The sequence below is a fragment of the Pseudonocardia spirodelae genome, assembly GCF_037727765.1.
In the GTDB taxonomy this organism is placed as follows: domain Bacteria; phylum Actinomycetota; class Actinomycetes; order Mycobacteriales; family Pseudonocardiaceae; genus Pseudonocardia; species Pseudonocardia spirodelae.
This window is the reverse complement of record NZ_JBBJUP010000003.1, coordinates 302660-318962: the sequence shown is the minus strand read 5'-3', so window position 1 is coordinate 318962 and position 16303 is coordinate 302660. Positions and strand designations below refer to the sequence as shown.

The window sequence follows — 16303 nt, the reverse complement described above, 5'->3', positions numbered from 1 at the left end:
GCCGAACCCTATCCCCGGGCCCGCGACCCGGCCGGGTGTGACGGCGCGCCGCTGGTACTGTCCGTGTCGGTCCGACCACCCGTTGGTCACGGGCGGTGACCACACTCCGCCGGGCATCCCGGTGCCCGGAAACCCATACTGGACGCGGTGCCGCGCGCATCCGCGACGGTGCCGTACGCACTGCGTGCGGTGCTCGCGGGCGCCGTGCCGTGCGCCCCCACCTGCCCCGACTGCGACCCGGAGGACCGGCGGCGTGACCGAGCGAGAGCCGATGGCCGAGATCCCCCCGACGATCCCGGAGGCGGCCGCACCGGCGCCGCCCCGGGTGCCCCCGGCCGACCCGCTCGCCGCCGTCGAACCCGTACCGGCCGAGGCCGAGCACGTCCCGGACCCGCCGGACGTCAACTTCGCCGAGTACTTCCACGAGGCCCGCCCCCGCACGCTGCGCCACCGCGCCCGGGTGCGGTCCACGGTGCGGCGGCGCTCGGTGTCCCAGGACGGTCCGGCGTCGGGGGAGAACCCGGTCTACGTGTCCTGGCTGCTGTCGCAGTCGATGCTCGGCCACGCCGACGAGCTGTCCCGCCAGTTCTCCGGGCAGGGCTCGATGTGGCAGAACCCGTTCGCCAGCCCCGGCCCCCGGCACGCGGTGGAGACGGCGTCGGTGTGGTTCACCGCCTACCCGATCTCGCTGATCACCGCGTCGGGGGAGTCCTTCCTCGGCGCGCTCGGCGACGAGTCGCTGTGGGAGGCGTTCGAGACCATCGGCATCGAGGGCGTCCACACCGGACCGGTGAAGAAGGCCGGCGGGCTGTCCGGCTGGCAGCCGACCCCCAGTGTGGACGGCCACTTCGACCGCATCTCCAACGAGCTCGACCCGGCCTTCGGCACCGAGGACGAGTTCCGGGCGATGTGCGCGACCGCCACCTGGCACGGCGGCACGATCATCGACGACATCGTGCCCGGCCACACCGGCAAGGGCCCGGACTTCCGGCTCGCCGAGCTCGCCTACGGCGACTACCCCGGCATCTACCACATGGTCGAGATCGAGCAGTCCGACTGGGGGATGCTGCCCGACGTCCCGCCCGGGAAGGACTCGGTCAACCTCGACGCCACCACCGAGGAGGCCCTGGAGAAGGCCGGCTACATCGTCGGCCGGCTGCAGCGGGTGATCTTCTACCGGGAGGGCGTCAAGGAGACCAACTGGTCGGCGACCTGCGAGGTCACCGGCGTCGACGGGGTCGTGCGGCGCTGGGTCTACCTGCACTACTTCAAGGACGGCCAGCCGTCGGTGAACTGGCTGGACCCGACCTTCGCCGGGATGCGGATGGTCATCGGCGACGCGCTGCACTCGCTGGCCGACCTCGGCTCGGGCGCGCTGCGCCTGGACGCCAACGGCTTCCTCGGCGTCGAGAAGGCGGGCGGCGGGATGCCCGGCTGGTCGGAGGGCCACCCGCTGTCCGAGGCGGCGAACCACCTCATCGCCAGCATGGTGCGCAAGGTCGGCGGGTTCACCTTCCAGGAGCTGAACCTGACCGTCGACGACATCAAGGTCACCTCCGAGGCCGGCGCGGACCTGTCCTACGACTTCATCAACCGTCCCGCCTACCACCACGCGCTCGCGACCTCGGACACCGAGTTCCTGCGGCTGACCCTGCGCACCGCGCTGGACCTGGGCGTCGACCCGGCGTCGCTGGTGCACGCCCTGCAGAACCACGACGAGCTCACCTACGAGCTGGTGCACTGGACGGCCGGGCACACCGACGAGCTGTTCCACTTCCGCGGGGAGGACGTGCGCGGCGGCGACCTCGCCGACGCGATCCGCCGGGACCTCTGCGAGACGCTGACCGGCCCGGACGCGCCGTACAACCTGATCTTCACCACGAACGGCATCGCCTGCACCAGCGCGACGGTCATCGCGGCGTCGCTGGGTATCTCCGCGCTCGACGACATCGGCCCGGCCGAGGTGGAGCGGATCCGGCGGGTGCACCTGCTGCTGGTCATGTTCAACGCGTTCCAGCCCGGGGTGTTCGCGCTGTCGGGCTGGGACCTGCTCGGGATGCTCACGCTGCCCCCGGACGCGGTGAGCGACCTGCTGGCCTCCGGCGACACCCGGTGGATATCGCGGCCCGCGCACGACCTGATGGGCCACCGGCCCGAGGCGACCCGGTCGTCGTCGGGCATGCCGCGCGGGCGCAGCCTCTACGGCCCGCTGCCCGAGCAGTTGACCGACGAGACGAGCTTCGTCCGGCAGATGCAGGCGATCCTCGCCGTCCGCAAGCGCTGCGGGGTCGCGACCGCCCGCCAGGTCGACGTGCCCGACGTGTCGCACCGCGGCCTGCTCGTCATGGTTCACGCCCTCGACGACGGCCGGACCAGCGCGACCGTGCTGAACTTCGCCGACGAGCACGTCGACGCGTTCGTGCGCTCCGAGCACCTGCCGCCCGGCTCCACGGTGACCGACCTGTTCTCCGGCGAGGTCCTCGGCACCGTCGACGACCTCAACGGGTTCCGGATCGACATGCCCCCGTTCCGCGCGACCGCCGTGATGCTCGAGGCCCCCGAGGCCGAGGAGCCCGCCGCCGGCTGACGGACGGCCCCGCCGCCCCGGCACACGGACGGGCCCCCGTACGCACCGTCCGTACGGGGGGCCCGGTCGTGCGGGCGGGACTCAGACCAGCGGCTCGCGCCGCGGCAGCGTGATCACGTGCGCCACGTGGTCGGTCGGCACGAGGCGCACGAAGTTGTACTCGCCCCAGCGGTAGGTCTCGCCGGACACCTCGTCGTGGACCTCGACGACGTCGGTGTAGCGCAGCCCGAGCGCCGGCATGTCCAGCTTGATCGTGCCCTGCTGCGGGGACGACGAGTCCAGCGTGCAGACGACCAGGACCTGGTCGCCGGTGGCCGGGTCGAGCTTCGAGAACGCGATGACGCGGTCGTTGTCGACCTCGTGGAAGTGGATCTCGCGCAGCTGCTGCAGCGCCGGGTGCGCGCGCCGGATCTCGTTGAGCCGGGTCAGGTACGGCTCCAGCGACCGGCCCTGGTTGAGGGCGGAGGAGAAGTCGCGCGGGCGCAGCTCGTACTTCTCCGAGTCGAGGTACTCCTCGCTGCCCGGCTTGACCGGGGTGCCCTCGTACAGCTCGAAGCCGGAGTAGACGCCCCAGGTGGGGGCCATGGTCGCGGCCAGCGTCGCGCGGATGGCGAACATCGCCGGGCCGCCGGTCTGCAGCGACTCGTGGAGGATGTCCGGGGTGTTGGTGAACAGGTTCGGGCGGCACTCGTCGGCGTGCTCGGCGTGCATCGTCGCGAAGTCGGCGAGCTCCTCCTTCTCCGTCCGCCAGGTGAAGTAGGTGTAGGACTGGGTGAAGCCCAGCCGCGCGAGCCCGAACAGCCGGGCCGGGCGGGTGAACGCCTCGGCCAGGAACAGCACCTCCGGGTGGGTCCGCTTGACCTCCCAGATCAGCCAGTGCCAGAAGTTCGGCGGCTTGGTGTGCGGGTTGTCGACCCGGAAGATCGTGACGCCGTGCTCGACCCACTTGAGGACGACGCGCAGGCACTCGGCGTAGATGCCGGCCGGGTCGCGGTCGAAGTTGAGCGGGTAGATGTCCTGGTAGCGCTTCGGCGGGTTCTCCGCGTAGGCGATGGTGCCGTCGGGGCGGACGGTGAACCACTCCGGGTGCCGGGTGACCCACGGGTGGTCCGGCGCGCACTGCAGCGCCAGGTCCAGCGCGACCTCCAGGCCGAGGTCGCGGGCGCGGGCGACGAACGCGTCGAAGTCGTCGAAGTCGCCGAGCTCGGGGTCGATGGCGTCGTGCCCGCCCGCGGCGGAGCCGATCGCCCACGGGGAGCCGACGTCGCCCGGCTCGGCGTGGGTGGAGTTGTTGCGGCCCTTGCGGTGCACCGTGCCGACGGGGTGGATCGGCGGGAGGTAGACGACGTCGAAGCCCATCCGCGCGACGCGGTCGAGCTCCTTGGTCGAGGTGGCCAGCGTGCCGTGGACCGGGCGGCCGGTCTCGTCGCGGCCGCCGGTGGAGCGGGGGAAGAACTCGTACCAGGAGCCGTAGAGCGCCCGGGTGCGGTCGACGAAGATCGTCCGCTCGGGGCCGCGGGTGATGAGCTCGCGCACCGGGCGCTCGGTCATGATCGCGACGACGGCGTCGAACAGGGCGGGGGCGACCCGCGCGCGCAGCGGCAGCGCCGTGTCGCGCAGGGTGTTCGCGGCGCCCAGCAGCAGGTCCCGGCTGTCCTTCTCGGCGGGCCGGCGCCCGACGCGGGCGAGCAGCCGCGCGCCGACCTCCAGGTCGTTGGCCAGCTCCTCCGCGGTCTGCCCGGCGGCGATCTTCTTCTCCACGCCCGAGCGCCAGGTCGCCCACGGGTCGCTCCAGGCGTCGACGCGGAAGCTCCAGCGGCCCTCGGCGTCCGGGCGGACCCAGGCGACGAACCGGTCGGTGCCGGCCCCGTCGGGCTGCATCCGGACGTACTGCGCGTCGCCCGGTGTCCCGTCGGCGGAGAGCGGTGTGAAGACCACGTTCGCCGCGACGGCGTCGTGCCCCTCCCGCCACACGGTCGCCCGGATCGGGACGACCTCACCGACCACGGCCTTGGCCGGGTCGCCGCTCTCCACGAACGGGGTCACGTCGTCGATTCCGAGCCGACCGGTCATCGGCTGCACCCCCAGGAATTGTCACCGTCGGTAGGAAGTCTCGCGAGAGCTGGGACGGTCAGTCTGACGCCGCCACGCCACGTGCCGCCACACCCGCGGGACCATCGGTGTGAACGGACCGGGACGGGCACGTGCCCGACCGGTACGGAACCGATCCGACGTGCACGGACCCGGTCGGACCCGCGGCAGCACGACCCTACCGGTGACACCCGGTCCGGGCCGGTCGGGACACCGCACGCGTGTCGCCCCTCCCGGCTACCCTCGCCGCCGTGAGAGCCCTCCGCCGTTTCACCGTCCGTGCCCAGCTCCCCGCCCCGCTCGCGCCGCTGCAGACACTGGCGACGAACCTGCGGTGGACCTGGCACGCCCCGACCCGCGACCTGTTCGCCTCGCTCGACCCCCGCGCCTGGGAGGCCAGCGGCCAGGACCCGGTCCGGCTGCTCGGGGAGATCCCCACCGCGCGCCTGGCCGAGCTCGCCGCCGACGAGTCGGTGGCCGCCGAGGTCGCCGAGCGGGCCGACGAGCTGGCGACCTACCTGTCCGAGCCGCGCTGGTACCAGGCCGAGCAGGGCGGGCCCGCCGGCCCCGGCGCCATCGCGTACTTCTCGATGGAGTTCGGCGTCTCCGAGGTGCTGCCGAACTACTCCGGCGGACTCGGCGTGCTCGCCGGCGACCACCTCAAGGCCGCGTCCGACCTGGGCGTGCCGCTGGTCGCGGTGGGCCTGCTCTACCGGTCGGGCTACTTCCGCCAGTCGCTCTCGCTCGACGGCTGGCAGCTGGAGCACTACCCGGCGATCGACCCGCAGGGACTGCCGCTGCAGCTGCTGACCGACGACTCCGGCGCCCCCGAGCTCGTGGGTGTCGCGATGCCCGGCGACCGCACCCTGCACGCGCGGATCTGGCAGGCCTCGGTCGGCCGGGTGCCGCTGCTGCTGCTCGACACCGACATCGAGGAGAACGCCGGCGCCGACGGCGGGACCGACCTGCGCGGGGTCACCGACCGCCTCTACGGCGGCGACCAGAACCACCGCATCCAGCAGGAGATCCTCATCGGCGTCGGCGGCGTGCGCGCGGTCCGCGCGTTCTGCCGGGTCACCGGGCACCCGGTGCCGGAGGTCTTCCACACCAACGAGGGACACGCCGGGTTCCTCGGCTGCGAGCGGATCCGCGAGCTGTGCACCGACGACGGCGGCGGGCTCGACTTCGACGAGGCGCTGGCCGCCGTCCGCGCCGGCACCGTGTTCACCACCCACACCCCGGTGCCCGCCGGCATCGACCGCTTCGGCCTCGACCTCGTCCGGCACTACCTCACCGACCGGCTGCTGCCGGGCCTGCCGACCGACCGGCTGCTCGCGCTCGGCGCGGAGGAGGACCCCGAGACGTTCAACATGGCGCACATGGGCCTGCGCCTGGCCCAGCGCGCGAACGGCGTCTCGCAGCTGCACGGCATCGTGTCCCGCGAGATGTTCGGCGGGCTGTGGGCCGGCTTCGACCGCGACGAGGTGCCGATCGGGTCGGTCACCAACGGTGTCCACGGGCCCACCTGGGAGGCCGGCCAGGTCGCGGAGCTGGTCGGCTCGCCGGACGGCCCGGCCCGCGAGGTCACCGACGCCGACGTGTGGGCGCTGCGCAACACCCTGCGCTCGCGGCTGGTCGACGAGGTGCGCCGCCGGGTGCGCGCGGCGTGGCTGGAGCGCGGCGCGTCCGAGCCGGAGCTGGGCTGGACCGACCACGTCTTCGACCGCGACGTGCTCACCGTCGGCTTCGCACGCCGGGTGCCGACCTACAAGCGGCTGACCCTGATGCTGCGCGACGCGGACCGGCTGCGCAGCCTGCTGCTCGACCCGCACCGGCCGGTGCAGCTCGTCGTCGCGGGCAAGTCGCACCCCGCCGACGACGGCGGCAAGGCGCTGATCCAGCAGATCGTGCGCTTCGCCGACGACGCCGGCGTGCGCCACCGCATCGTCTTCCTGCCCGACTACGACATGTCCATGGCCCGCTACCTGTACTGGGGCTGCGACGTCTGGCTCAACAACCCGCTGCGCCCGCTGGAGGCCTGCGGCACGTCGGGCATGAAGTCCGCGCTCAACGGCGGGCTCAACCTGTCCATCCGCGACGGCTGGTGGGACGAGTTCTACGACGGCGCCAACGGCTGGGCGATCCCCACCGCCGACGGCGTCGAGGACCCGACCCGGCGCGACGACCTGGAGGCCAACGCGCTCTACGAGCTCATCGCGACCCAGGTCGGCCCGGCGTTCTACGACCGCGTCGACGGCGTCCCGCACCGCTGGGTGGAGATGGTCCGCCACACGCTGACCACGCTGCGCCCGAAGGTGCAGGCCACCCGGATGGTGCGCGAGTACGTGCAGGACTGGTACGTCCCGGCCGCCGGTGCGGCCGCGGCCGCCGCCGCCGGGGACTACGCCGCGGCCCGCGACATCGCCCAGTTCCGGGCCCGGCTGAACAAGGCCTGGAACCACGTGCGGATCACCGGCGTCGACGCGACCGGGCTGCCGGACACGCCCGTCGTGGGGTCGCCGATGACCGTGCGCGCCGGGGTGGAGCTGGCCGGTCTGGACCCGTCGGACGTGACGGTCGAGGCCGTCGTCGGGCGGGTCGACGACACCGACGAGCTCGCCGACCCGGTCACCGTCGCGATGGAGCACCGCGGAGACGGGACCTGGGAGGTCGCGGTGCCGCTGCCGCACGCGGGGCTGACCGGCTACACGGTCCGCGTGCTGCCGCAGCACCCGCAGCTGGCGTCGTCGGTGGAGCTGGGCCGGATCGTGCTGGCCGGGTAGCGGGCGCGGCTCAGGGCCCGCAGACGTCCAGCGGGGTGTGGGCGCCGGGCACCTCGTGGTGCTGCGGGAAGTACCAGGTCAGCGTGCGGTAGGCGAGCCGCCCGCCGCAGTCGCCCGGGTCGGCGGCGACGACGGTGGCGCGCTCGCGGGTCGCGGTGGCCAGCGCCTGCCCCGGCGCGGCGTAGGCCGCGGTACCCGTGCCGGTGGCCGTCGGGCCGCCCCAGTCGTCCCAGGCGAGGCCCTCGACGATGCCGGTCGAGCTCGCCCCGCCGAGGTCGACCAGCGCGGGGCGGGCGGTGCCGAGCCCGCGCGCGTACGGGCCGCCGGGGCGGCCGAGCACGATCACCCGGCCGTCGGCCGCGTCCGTGGTGGCGGCCGCGGTGGCCGACGCGACGGCGGACGCGGTGGGGGCCGGGACCGTTCCGGCGTCGCGCACCGGGGCCGGTGGGGCCGCGGCCGAGCACGCCGCCGTCAGGACGGCCAGCAGGCAGGCCGGCACGACCGCGGCCGCGCGCCCCGTCGTGGTCACCCTCGGCCGCCGCAGCATCCGCCGCCGCAGCAGCCCCCGCCGCCGGCGGGGGCCATGGCCGGACGCGGTGCGCCGCCCCCGGCGCGGCCGCCGAGCGCGACGGTCGACAGGAGCTTGACGGTGTCGCCGTGGCCCTGCGGGCAGTCCGCGGGCTCCGACGACGCGGCCATCGGCCGGTCCACCTCGAAGGTCGTCGCGCAGCTGCGGCAGCGGAACTCGTAACGCGGCATGGCGCGCAGCGTACGCCGAGCGGGACCCGGGTCAGCGGCTCCGCAGCAGGCGCACCGAGCGGGGCGGCAGCACCAGGGTCGCGCCGGCCTCGACGGGGGCGGGGTCGGCGGGCGTCCCGTCGGCGGTCGTGGAGTCCAGCACCGGGGTGAACCCGTGCTCGCTGGGCAGCACGCAGTCCGCGGGCGCGTCCCCGGCGTGCAGCAGCAGCAGCCAGTAGTCCGCGAGCAGCACGACCAGGGTGCGGCGCCCGCCGTCGTGCCAGTCGTGCGGCTCCATCGGCCGTCCCGACGGGTCCCACCACAGGACCTCGCCGTCGACGTAGAACTGGTCGCGGTGCAGCACCGGCGACTCCCGCCGCAGCGCGGTGACCTTCGCGGTGAAGGCCTCCATCGCGGCGGTCTCGTCGGTGGCCGTCCAGTCCACCCAGGACGTCTCGTCGTCGCGGCAGTAGGCGTTGTTGTTGCCGCCCTGGGTGCGCCAGCGCTCGTCGCCGCCGGTGATCATGGGGGTGCCGATGGACAGCAGCAGCGTCGCCATCATCGCCCGGGCGGTCGCGAGCCGGGCGGCACGGACGCCCGCGTCGTCGGTCTCGCCCTCGACGCCGAGGTTCTGCGCGCGGTTGTCGTCGGTGCCGTCGCGGTTCTGCTCGCCGTTGCCCTCGTTGTGCTTGCGCTCGTAGGACACGAGGTCGCGCAGGGTGAAGCCGTCGTGCGCGGTGACGAAGTTGACCGAGGCCCACGGCCGGCGCCCGGAGAGCTGGTAGATGTCGGAGCTGCCGGTCAGCCGCGACGCCAGCTCGGCGACGCCGCCGTGCCCGCGCCAGAAGTCGCGCACCGCGTCGCGGTAGCGGCCGTTCCACTCCGACCAGGCCACGCCGAACCCGCCGACCCGGTAGCCCTCGCCGGTCGCGTCCCACGGCTCGGCGATGAGCTTGCAGGTCGACAGCGTCGGGTCCTGGGCGATCGCGGTGAGCAGCGCGGAGTCCGGCGAGAACGGGCCCGAGCGGGGACGGCCCAGCACCGAGGCGAGGTCGATGCGGAAGCCGTCCACGCCGTAGGCGTGCACCCAGTGCCGCATCGCGTCGCAGACCAGCCGGATCACCGTCGGGGAGCCGGCGTCCAGGGTGTTGCCGGTGCCGGTGATGTCGGCGTCGTGCCCCGACCCGCCCAGCGAGTAGTACGCCGGCGCGTCCAGCCCCCGGTAGGACAGCGTCGTGCCGCCGACCCCGCCCTCGCAGGTGTGGTTGGGGACGATGTCGAGGACCACCTCGATGCCGGCCGCGTGCAGGGTGTCGACGAGGTAGCGGAACTCGGCGACCTCGTTGCCGGGCACCGAGGCGTAGCCGGGGTGCGGGGCGAGGAACGCCAGCGTCGCGTAGCCCCAGTAGTTCGTCGCGCCCCGCTCGAGCAGGGGCGGCTCCGGTGCGTTGGCCTGCACCGGCAGCAGCTCCACGGCGGTGATGCCGGTGCGCTGCAGGTGCGCGATCACCACCGGGTGCGCGAGCCCGAGGTAGGTCCCGCGGTGCGCCTCGGGCACCTCCGGGTGGCGCATCGTCCAGCCCCGGACGTGGATCTCCGAGACCACCGTCTCCGACCACGGCACGTCCGGGCGCGGCGGGCGCGGCGCCGCGTCGGTGGAGGTGACCACCGACAGCGGCACCGCGCCGAGCGAGTCGACGGTCGAGGGCTGCCCGGACATCGGGTCGCCGTGCCAGCCACGGGCCGCGACGACGTCGGTGACCGTGCCGGTGACCCGCGCCGCGTAGGGGTCGACCAGGATCTTGTGCGGGTTGGCGCGCAGCCCCCGGAACGGCTGGTACTCCCCGTGCACCCGGTAGCCGTAGCGCTGGCCGGGACGCACCCCGGGCACGTGCCCGTGCCAGACGCCGAACGTGTGCTCGGCGAGCTCGACGCGGCGCTCGGTCAGCGCGCCGTCCCCGCCGTCCGGGCCGTCGACCAGGCAGACCTCCACCGTCTCGGCGCTGGTCGAGGCGACCGCGAAGCGGGTCCCGTGGTCGTCGGGGTGGGCACCGAGCGGGAAGACAGGCACGGTCGGCCAGGATAGGGGGGTGACTTCGCCCCGAACCCCCGCCGCGCCCGGTGTCACATCGCCGCTCACCCCGATCGACGACGAGGACCTGGTCGTCGGGATGGACGCCGCGACCGTCCGCCGGGGTGACACCACGCTTCTCGACGCCGTCGACTGGCGGGTCGAGCTCGACGAGCGCTGGGTCGTGCTCGGCCCGAACGGCGCCGGGAAGACGACGCTGCTGCGCCTGGCCGGCGCCGAGCTGCACCCGACCTCGGGCACGGTGTACGTGCTCGGCGAGCGGATGGGCCGGGTCAACATCTTCGAGCTGCGCACCCGCATCGGCCTGACCTCGGCCAACCTCGGCGTCCGCATCCCCGGCGACGAGATCGTCTCCGACGTCGTGGTCTCCGCCGGCTACGGCGTGCTCGGCCGCTGGCGCGAGGAGTACGAGGGCGACGACACCGGCCGCGCCGAGCACCTGCTCGGCCAGCTCGGGATGGGCCCGCTCGCCGGCCGCGCCTACGGCACGCTGTCCGAGGGCGAGCGCAAGCGCACCCTGATCGCCCGTGCCCTGATGACCGACCCCGAGCTGCTGCTGCTCGACGAGCCCGCCGCCGGCCTGGACCTGGGCGGGCGCGAGGACCTGGTCACCCGCCTCGCCGACCTCGCCGACGACCCCTACGCCCCGGCGTCGGTGCTGGTCACCCACCACGTCGAGGAGATCCCGCCGAACTACAGCCACGGCATGCTGCTGCGCGACGGCCGGGTCGTCGCCGCCGGGCTGCTCGACGACGTGATGACCTCCGGGCCGCTGAGCGAGACGTTCGGGCTGCCGCTGACCGTGGAGCGTCGCGCGGGCGGCCGGTTCACCGCCTACCGGCGCGACTGATCGGGTTAGGGTCCGCGTCGTGACCGAATTCGTGAGCCTGTCCGTGGACGCCGGCGTCGGGACGATCCGGATCGACCGCCCGCCGATGAACGCCCTGAACCGCCAGATCCAGGGCGAGCTGCTGGAGGTGGCGGACGAGGCGTCGACCCGCGCCGACGTGCGCGCGGTCGTCGTGTACGGCGGGGAGAAGACCTTCGCCGCGGGCGCCGACGTCAAGGAGATGGCGTCGATGTCGTACTCCGACATGGCGCCGCAGGCCCGCAGGCTCTCCGCCGGGCTGGGCGCGATCTCCACGATCCCGAAGCCGACCGTCGCCGCGGTGACCGGCTACGCCCTCGGCGGCGGCCTCGAGGTCGTCCTCGGCGCGGACCGGCGCATCGCCGGCGACAACGTCAAGCTCGGCTTCCCCGAGATCCTGCTCGGCATCTTCCCGGGCGGCGGCGGCACCCAGCGCGCCGCGCGCCTGATCGGCCCGAGCCGCACGAAGGACCTGATCTACACCGGCCGCATGGTCAAGGCCGACGAGGCGCTGGCGATCGGCCTGGTCGACGAGGTCGTCCCGGCCGACGAGGTCCACGCCCGCGCCGTCGCGTGGGCCGCGCAGTTCACCTCGGGGCCCGCCCTGGCCTACGCCGCCGCCAAGAAGGCGATCGACAACGGTCTCGACACCGACCTGCGCACCGGCCTGGACATCGAGTCCGAGCTGTTCGCGGGCGTGTTCGCCACCGACGACGCGAAGGCCGGCATGGCCAGCTTCGTCGAGAACGGCCCCGGCAAGGCCACCTTCACCGGCCGCTGAGCGGTCCCGCCCCCGCCCGCCCGCGCGACGGGCCCGGGCGGGGAGCGGGCGCGGTGGTGTGTTCTGCGAAACTCCTACTCATGAGTTCGGACCCGGCGCCCACCCCGCACGCCACCGCCGAGCAGGTCGAGGCGGCCTGGCACGACCCGAAGCTCGCCAACGTGCTCTACCACGACTGGGAGGCGGGCACCTACGACGAGAAGTGGTCGATCAGCTACGACGAGCGCTGCATCGACTACGCCGCCGGCCGTTTCCGCGCCGCGGCCCCGTGGGACGGCCGCCCCTACCTGCGCGCACTGGAGCTGGGCAGCGGCACCGGGTTCTTCCTGCTCAACCTCATGCAGGCCGGGGTCGCCGAGCGCGGCGTCGTCACCGACCTCTCACCCGGCATGGTCGCCGCCGCGACCCGCAACGCCGAGCACCTCGGGCTCGAGGTGGAGGGCGCCGTCGTCGACGGCGAGCACATCCCGTTCCCCGACGACAGCTTCGACCTCGTCGTCGGGCACGCGGTCCTGCACCACATCCCCGACGTCGAGGCCGCACTGCGCGAGGTCCTGCGCGTCCTGGAGCCGGGCGGCCGGTTCGTCTTCGCCGGGGAGCCCACCACCGTCGGCGACGCCTACGCCCGCACGCTGGGGCAGTGGACCTGGAAGGCGACCACCACGCTGACGCGGCTCGGGCCGCTGCGGGGCTGGCGCCGCCCGCAGCACGAGCTCGACGAGTCCTCCCGGGCGGCCGCGCTGGAGTCGGTCGTCGACATCCACACCTTCGACCCGGCCGAGCTGGAGCGCACCGCGCGCCGGGCCGGGGCGCAGGGCGTGGCCGCGCACACCGAGGAGTTCGCCGCGGCGATGCTCGGCTGGCCGGTGCGGACCTTCGAGGCCGCCGTCCCGCCCGGGAAGCTGGGCTGGAACTGGGCGATGTTCGCCTACCACGGCTGGCAGCGGCTGTCCTGGCTCGACGAACACCTGCTCACCCACGTCGTGCCGCGCAGCTGGTTCTACAACGCGCTGATCACCGGGACGAAGCCGAGATGAGCATTCGGCCCCGGCGGGGCGCGCTGTCGGTCAGCATCGACGACGTGGAGCACCCGCTGGAGCCGTTCTGGCGCGGCGTCATCGCCTACCGCCTGCTGACCCTGGTGACCGTCGCCGGGGTGACCCTCTACCACCTGCGCACCGGCTACGAGCGCCCGCTCGGCGCGCTCGCCGTGCTGGGCGCGATGGCGGTCTGGACCGCGGTGACGTCGTGGGGCTACCTCGGCGGGCTGCCCGGCGCCCCGGACCGGCGGGGCGGGCTCGCCGTCGCCGACCTGGCGGTGTGCGTCGCGGTCATGGCGACCACGCCGTGGATCGTCACCACCGCCCACCTCGACGACGGCGGCCCCGGCATGGGCTCCATCTGGACCTCCGGCGCGGTGCTGGCCTGCGCGGTCGCGCACCGCATCCGCGGCGGGCTCGCGGCGGCGCTGGTCGTCTCTGCGGCGCTGGTGCTGTCCAAGGAACGCTTCGGGGTGCTGGAGCTCGGCGACATCCAGCTGCTGGTGCTGGCCGGGCTGACCGTCGGGTTCGCCGCGCACGTGCTGGAGCGCACCGCGGCCCGGCTGCGCCGCCTGGCCGCCGAGCAGGCCGCCACGGCCGAGCGGGAACGGCTCACCCGGGCCGTGCACGACGGCGTCCTGCAGGTCCTCGCGCACGTGCAGCGCCGCGGCGCGGAGCTGGGGGGCGGCGCGACCGAGCTCGGCGTGCTCGCCGGGGAGCAGGAGACCGCGCTGCGCGCGCTGCTGTCCGGCCCGGGGACGACCGACGCGTCCGGCCGCCGCGACCTCGCCGCGGCGCTGCGGATCCTCGCCTCGGACCGGGTCACGGTCGCCGCGCCGGCGCACCCGGTCGAGCTGGGCGCCGGTGTCGTCGACGAGGTCGAGGGCGCGGTCCGCGCGGCGCTGGCGAACGTCGCGCTGCACGCGGGCCCCGCCGCGCGGGCCTGGGTGCTGCTCGAGGACGTGCCCGGCGCGGTCGAGGTCAGCGTGCGCGACGACGGCCCCGGCATCCCCGACGGCCGGCTCGCCGAGGCGCAGGCGCAGGGCCGGATGGGCGTGGCGCGCTCGATCCGCGGCCGCGTCGCCGACGCCGGTGGCACCCTGACCCTCGACACCGGACCGGACACCGGGACCGAATGGGTCATACGGATCCCCAGGGAGGGCTCATGAGCGTGCGGGTGATGGTCGTCGACGACCACCCGATCTGGCGCGAGGGGGTCGCCCGCGACCTCACCGAGCGGGGCCTCGACGTCGTCGCGACGGCCGCCGACGCGCCGGCCGCGGTCCGGATCGCGACCGCCGTGCGGCCCGAGGTGATCCTGATGGACCTCAACCTCGGCGCGACCTCGGGCGTCGAGGCGATCGCCGCGATCGGGCAGAAGAGCCCGGACAGCCGGGTGCTGGTGCTCTCGGCGTCGGGCGAGCACGCCGACGTGCTGGAGGCGGTGAAGGCCGGGGCGCTGGGCTACCTGGTCAAGTCGGCCGGGGTGGAGGAGCTGCTGGACGCGGTCCGGCGCACCGCCGACGGCGTCGCGGTGTTCACCCCGGGCCTGGCCGGCCTGGTGCTGGGGGAGTACCGGCGCCTCGCCGAGGCCCCGCGCCCGGCCGACGGCGCGCCCGCGGTCCCGGCGCTGACCGACCGCGAGACCGAGGTGCTGCGCCTGGTCGCCAAGGGCATGACGGCCAAGCAGATCGCGGCGAAGCTGGTGGTCTCGCACCGCACGGTGGAGAGCCACGTGCAGAACACCCTGCGCAAGCTGCAGCTGCACAACCGCAGCCAGCTCGTCCGGTACGCGATCGAGCAGGGGCTCGCGGACTGAGTCCCGGGGGCGGTACCGCCGCTGCGGTGAACGGACCCGGACCGTAACGGGGGACACCCCCATCACGAACAGGTCACGGAGCCGGGCACACTCGGACCCGCCCCCGGACGCTCCACCCACGGAGACGCTTGTGACCGACCCGGCCGCCCTGATCGGGTTCCTGCTGCAGAGCCCCTGGCTCGTGCCGCTGCTGGCCGTCGCCGTGATGTGCGACGGGCCGTTCCCGTTCCTGCCCAGCGAGCCGGTCCTGTTCAGCGCGACCGCCGCGGCGCTGGCCGACGGCGACCGGTGGCGGATCGCGGCGCTGTTCGGGGCCGCGGTCGTCGGGTCCCTGCTGGGCGACGCGCTGCTCTACGGCGCGGGGCGCACGTCGAACTCGCTGGTGCGCGGCACCCGCCGCGGCGACGGCGTCGGGGCCTTCGTCCGGCGCCACCTGCACCGGCGCCCGGTCACCGCCCTGGTGGCGACGCGGCTGCTGCCCGGCGGCCGGCTCGCGAGCGTGTCGGCCGCGGGCCGGGTCCGGCTGCCGCTGCGCGCGTTCCTGCCCGCGACGGTGGCGAGCGCGCTGGTGTGGAGCACCTGGATGACCGGGATCGGCGTGCTCGTGGGGCCGATCACCCACGGCGACCCGCTCATGTCGGTGCTCGCCGGGTTCGTCCTCGCCGCACTGGTGGCCACCGCGGCCGCCGCGGCCCGGGCGCTGCTGCGCCTGCGCCGCGTGCTGCCCGCCGTCTGACCCCGCCCCGCCCGCCCCACCCGATCGCGTCGAACCCGCGCGGGTCCGGCGTGCCCTCTCCCTCCGTACGGCCCGATCCGTTCGCGCGCATGGCAAGCTGGTCCGTCCGGACGATCGGGACGTGGGAGAAGGACGACGTGCACGACGACTGCGAGCGGATCACCGCCGTGGTGGTGGGATCACCGGCGCTGCCCCCCGGGACGGAGGTCCTCGCGCGGGCCGCTCCCGCTCCGGCCGAGGCCGCCGCGGCCGCCGTCGAGCGGGTCCGGCCCGCCCTCGTGCTCGTCGAGCTGACCGGCCCGCCCGACACGGCCCCCGCGGTGATCACCGCGGTGCTGGCCCGGGTGCCCGGGGCCGCGGTGCTCGCCGTCGCGGGTGCCGGGCCCGACCACGCCCGGGTGCTCGACGCCGTCCGCGCCGGTGCGACGGGGGTGGCCGCGGGCACCGACCCGGCCGAGCTGGCCGCGGTGGCCCGGGCGGCCGCCGCGGGACGCCCGGCGTTCACCCCCGGGCTCGCCGGCGTCGTCCTGGAGTCGGTCGCGGCCCCCGCGCACGCGGTCCCGGAGCTGAGCCCGCGGGAGTCGGAGGTGCTGCGGCTCGTGGTCGAGGGGCTCACCGCCAGGCAGATCGCGGCGCGGCTCGTGCTGTCGCCGCGGACGGTGGAGAACCACGTGCAGCGGCTGCTCCGCAAGTTCGACGTCCCCGGCCGGGGCGCCCTGGTGCGGTACGCGATCGAGTTCGGGCTCGCCTGACCAGCGTTTGTACGTT

General features: G+C 74.6%; 13 protein-coding genes. 9 read left to right on the top strand and 4 right to left on the bottom strand.

Going from position 1 to position 16303, the window contains the following annotated elements:
• The first annotated feature begins 253 nt into the window (after nt 1-253).
• Complete coding sequence (gene treS / locus WJX68_RS05555) at nt 254-2587, top strand: maltose alpha-D-glucosyltransferase (RefSeq protein WP_340286629.1); 2334 nt, start codon at nt 254-256, stop codon at nt 2585-2587.
• Nucleotides 2588-2668: 81 nt separating this feature from the next.
• Here treS and WJX68_RS05550 read toward each other — a convergent pair whose 3' ends face one another.
• Complete coding sequence (locus WJX68_RS05550; RefSeq protein ID WP_340286627.1) at nt 2669-4660, bottom strand: alpha-1,4-glucan--maltose-1-phosphate maltosyltransferase; 1992 nt, start codon at nt 4658-4660, stop codon at nt 2669-2671.
• A gap of 269 nt (nt 4661-4929) precedes the next feature.
• Between WJX68_RS05550 and glgP the strand changes: the two genes are divergently transcribed.
• Nucleotides 4930-7461 carry an alpha-glucan family phosphorylase gene (gene glgP, locus WJX68_RS05545; RefSeq protein WP_340286625.1) on the top strand — a complete coding sequence of 844 codons (2532 nt, stop codon included), beginning with the start codon at nt 4930-4932 and terminating at the stop codon, nt 7459-7461.
• Nucleotides 7462-7471: 10 nt separating this feature from the next.
• Here the strand turns inward: glgP and WJX68_RS05540 are convergent, their stop codons facing one another.
• The 3 genes from WJX68_RS05540 to glgX are packed head-to-tail and all read right to left on the bottom strand — an operon-like array spanning nt 7472 to nt 10270.
• Nucleotides 7472-7990 carry a hypothetical protein gene (locus WJX68_RS05540; RefSeq protein WP_340286623.1) on the bottom strand — a complete coding sequence of 173 codons (519 nt, stop codon included), beginning with the start codon at nt 7988-7990 and terminating at the stop codon, nt 7472-7474.
• Nucleotides 7987-8220: an FmdB family zinc ribbon protein gene (locus tag WJX68_RS05535; protein ID WP_340286621.1), complete on the bottom strand. Its 234-nt coding sequence runs from the start codon at nt 8218-8220 to the stop codon at nt 7987-7989. Before WJX68_RS05535 ends, WJX68_RS05540 begins: the two co-directional genes overlap by 4 nt.
• Nucleotides 8221-8251: 31 nt before the next feature.
• Nucleotides 8252-10270 (bottom strand): glycogen debranching protein GlgX, encoded by a 2019-nt coding sequence (glgX, locus tag WJX68_RS05530; protein WP_340286619.1) that lies wholly within the window; start codon nt 10268-10270, stop codon nt 8252-8254.
• 100 nt (nt 10271-10370) lie between these two features.
• Between glgX and WJX68_RS05525 the strand changes: the two genes are divergently transcribed.
• The 7 genes from WJX68_RS05525 (at nt 10371) to WJX68_RS05495 (ending at nt 16287) form a co-directional block, all read left to right on the top strand.
• Nucleotides 10371-11141: an ABC transporter ATP-binding protein gene (locus tag WJX68_RS05525; RefSeq protein ID WP_340286668.1), complete on the top strand. Its 771-nt coding sequence runs from the start codon at nt 10371-10373 to the stop codon at nt 11139-11141.
• A 19-nt stretch (nt 11142-11160) separates the two neighbouring features.
• Entirely contained in the window at nt 11161-11940 is a 780-nt protein-coding gene (locus WJX68_RS05520) for an enoyl-CoA hydratase/isomerase family protein (protein WP_340286617.1), read from the top strand.
• Nucleotides 11941-12020: 80 nt separating this feature from the next.
• Entirely contained in the window at nt 12021-12977 is a 957-nt protein-coding gene (locus WJX68_RS05515) for a class I SAM-dependent methyltransferase (protein ID WP_340286615.1), read from the top strand.
• Nucleotides 12974-14149 carry a MacS family sensor histidine kinase gene (gene macS, locus WJX68_RS05510; RefSeq protein ID WP_340286613.1) on the top strand — a complete coding sequence of 392 codons (1176 nt, stop codon included), beginning with the start codon at nt 12974-12976 and terminating at the stop codon, nt 14147-14149. The genes WJX68_RS05515 and macS overlap by 4 nt, the downstream gene beginning before the upstream one ends.
• Complete coding sequence (locus tag WJX68_RS05505) at nt 14146-14799, top strand: response regulator (RefSeq protein ID WP_340286611.1); 654 nt, start codon at nt 14146-14148, stop codon at nt 14797-14799. The genes macS and WJX68_RS05505 overlap by 4 nt, the downstream gene beginning before the upstream one ends.
• 130 nt (nt 14800-14929) lie before the next feature.
• Nucleotides 14930-15535 carry a DedA family protein gene (locus WJX68_RS05500; protein ID WP_340286609.1) on the top strand — a complete coding sequence of 202 codons (606 nt, stop codon included), beginning with the start codon at nt 14930-14932 and terminating at the stop codon, nt 15533-15535.
• An 89-nt stretch (nt 15536-15624) separates the two neighbouring features.
• Entirely contained in the window at nt 15625-16287 is a 663-nt protein-coding gene (locus WJX68_RS05495) for a helix-turn-helix transcriptional regulator (protein ID WP_340286607.1), read from the top strand.
• Nucleotides 16288-16303: the final 16 nt, after the last annotated feature.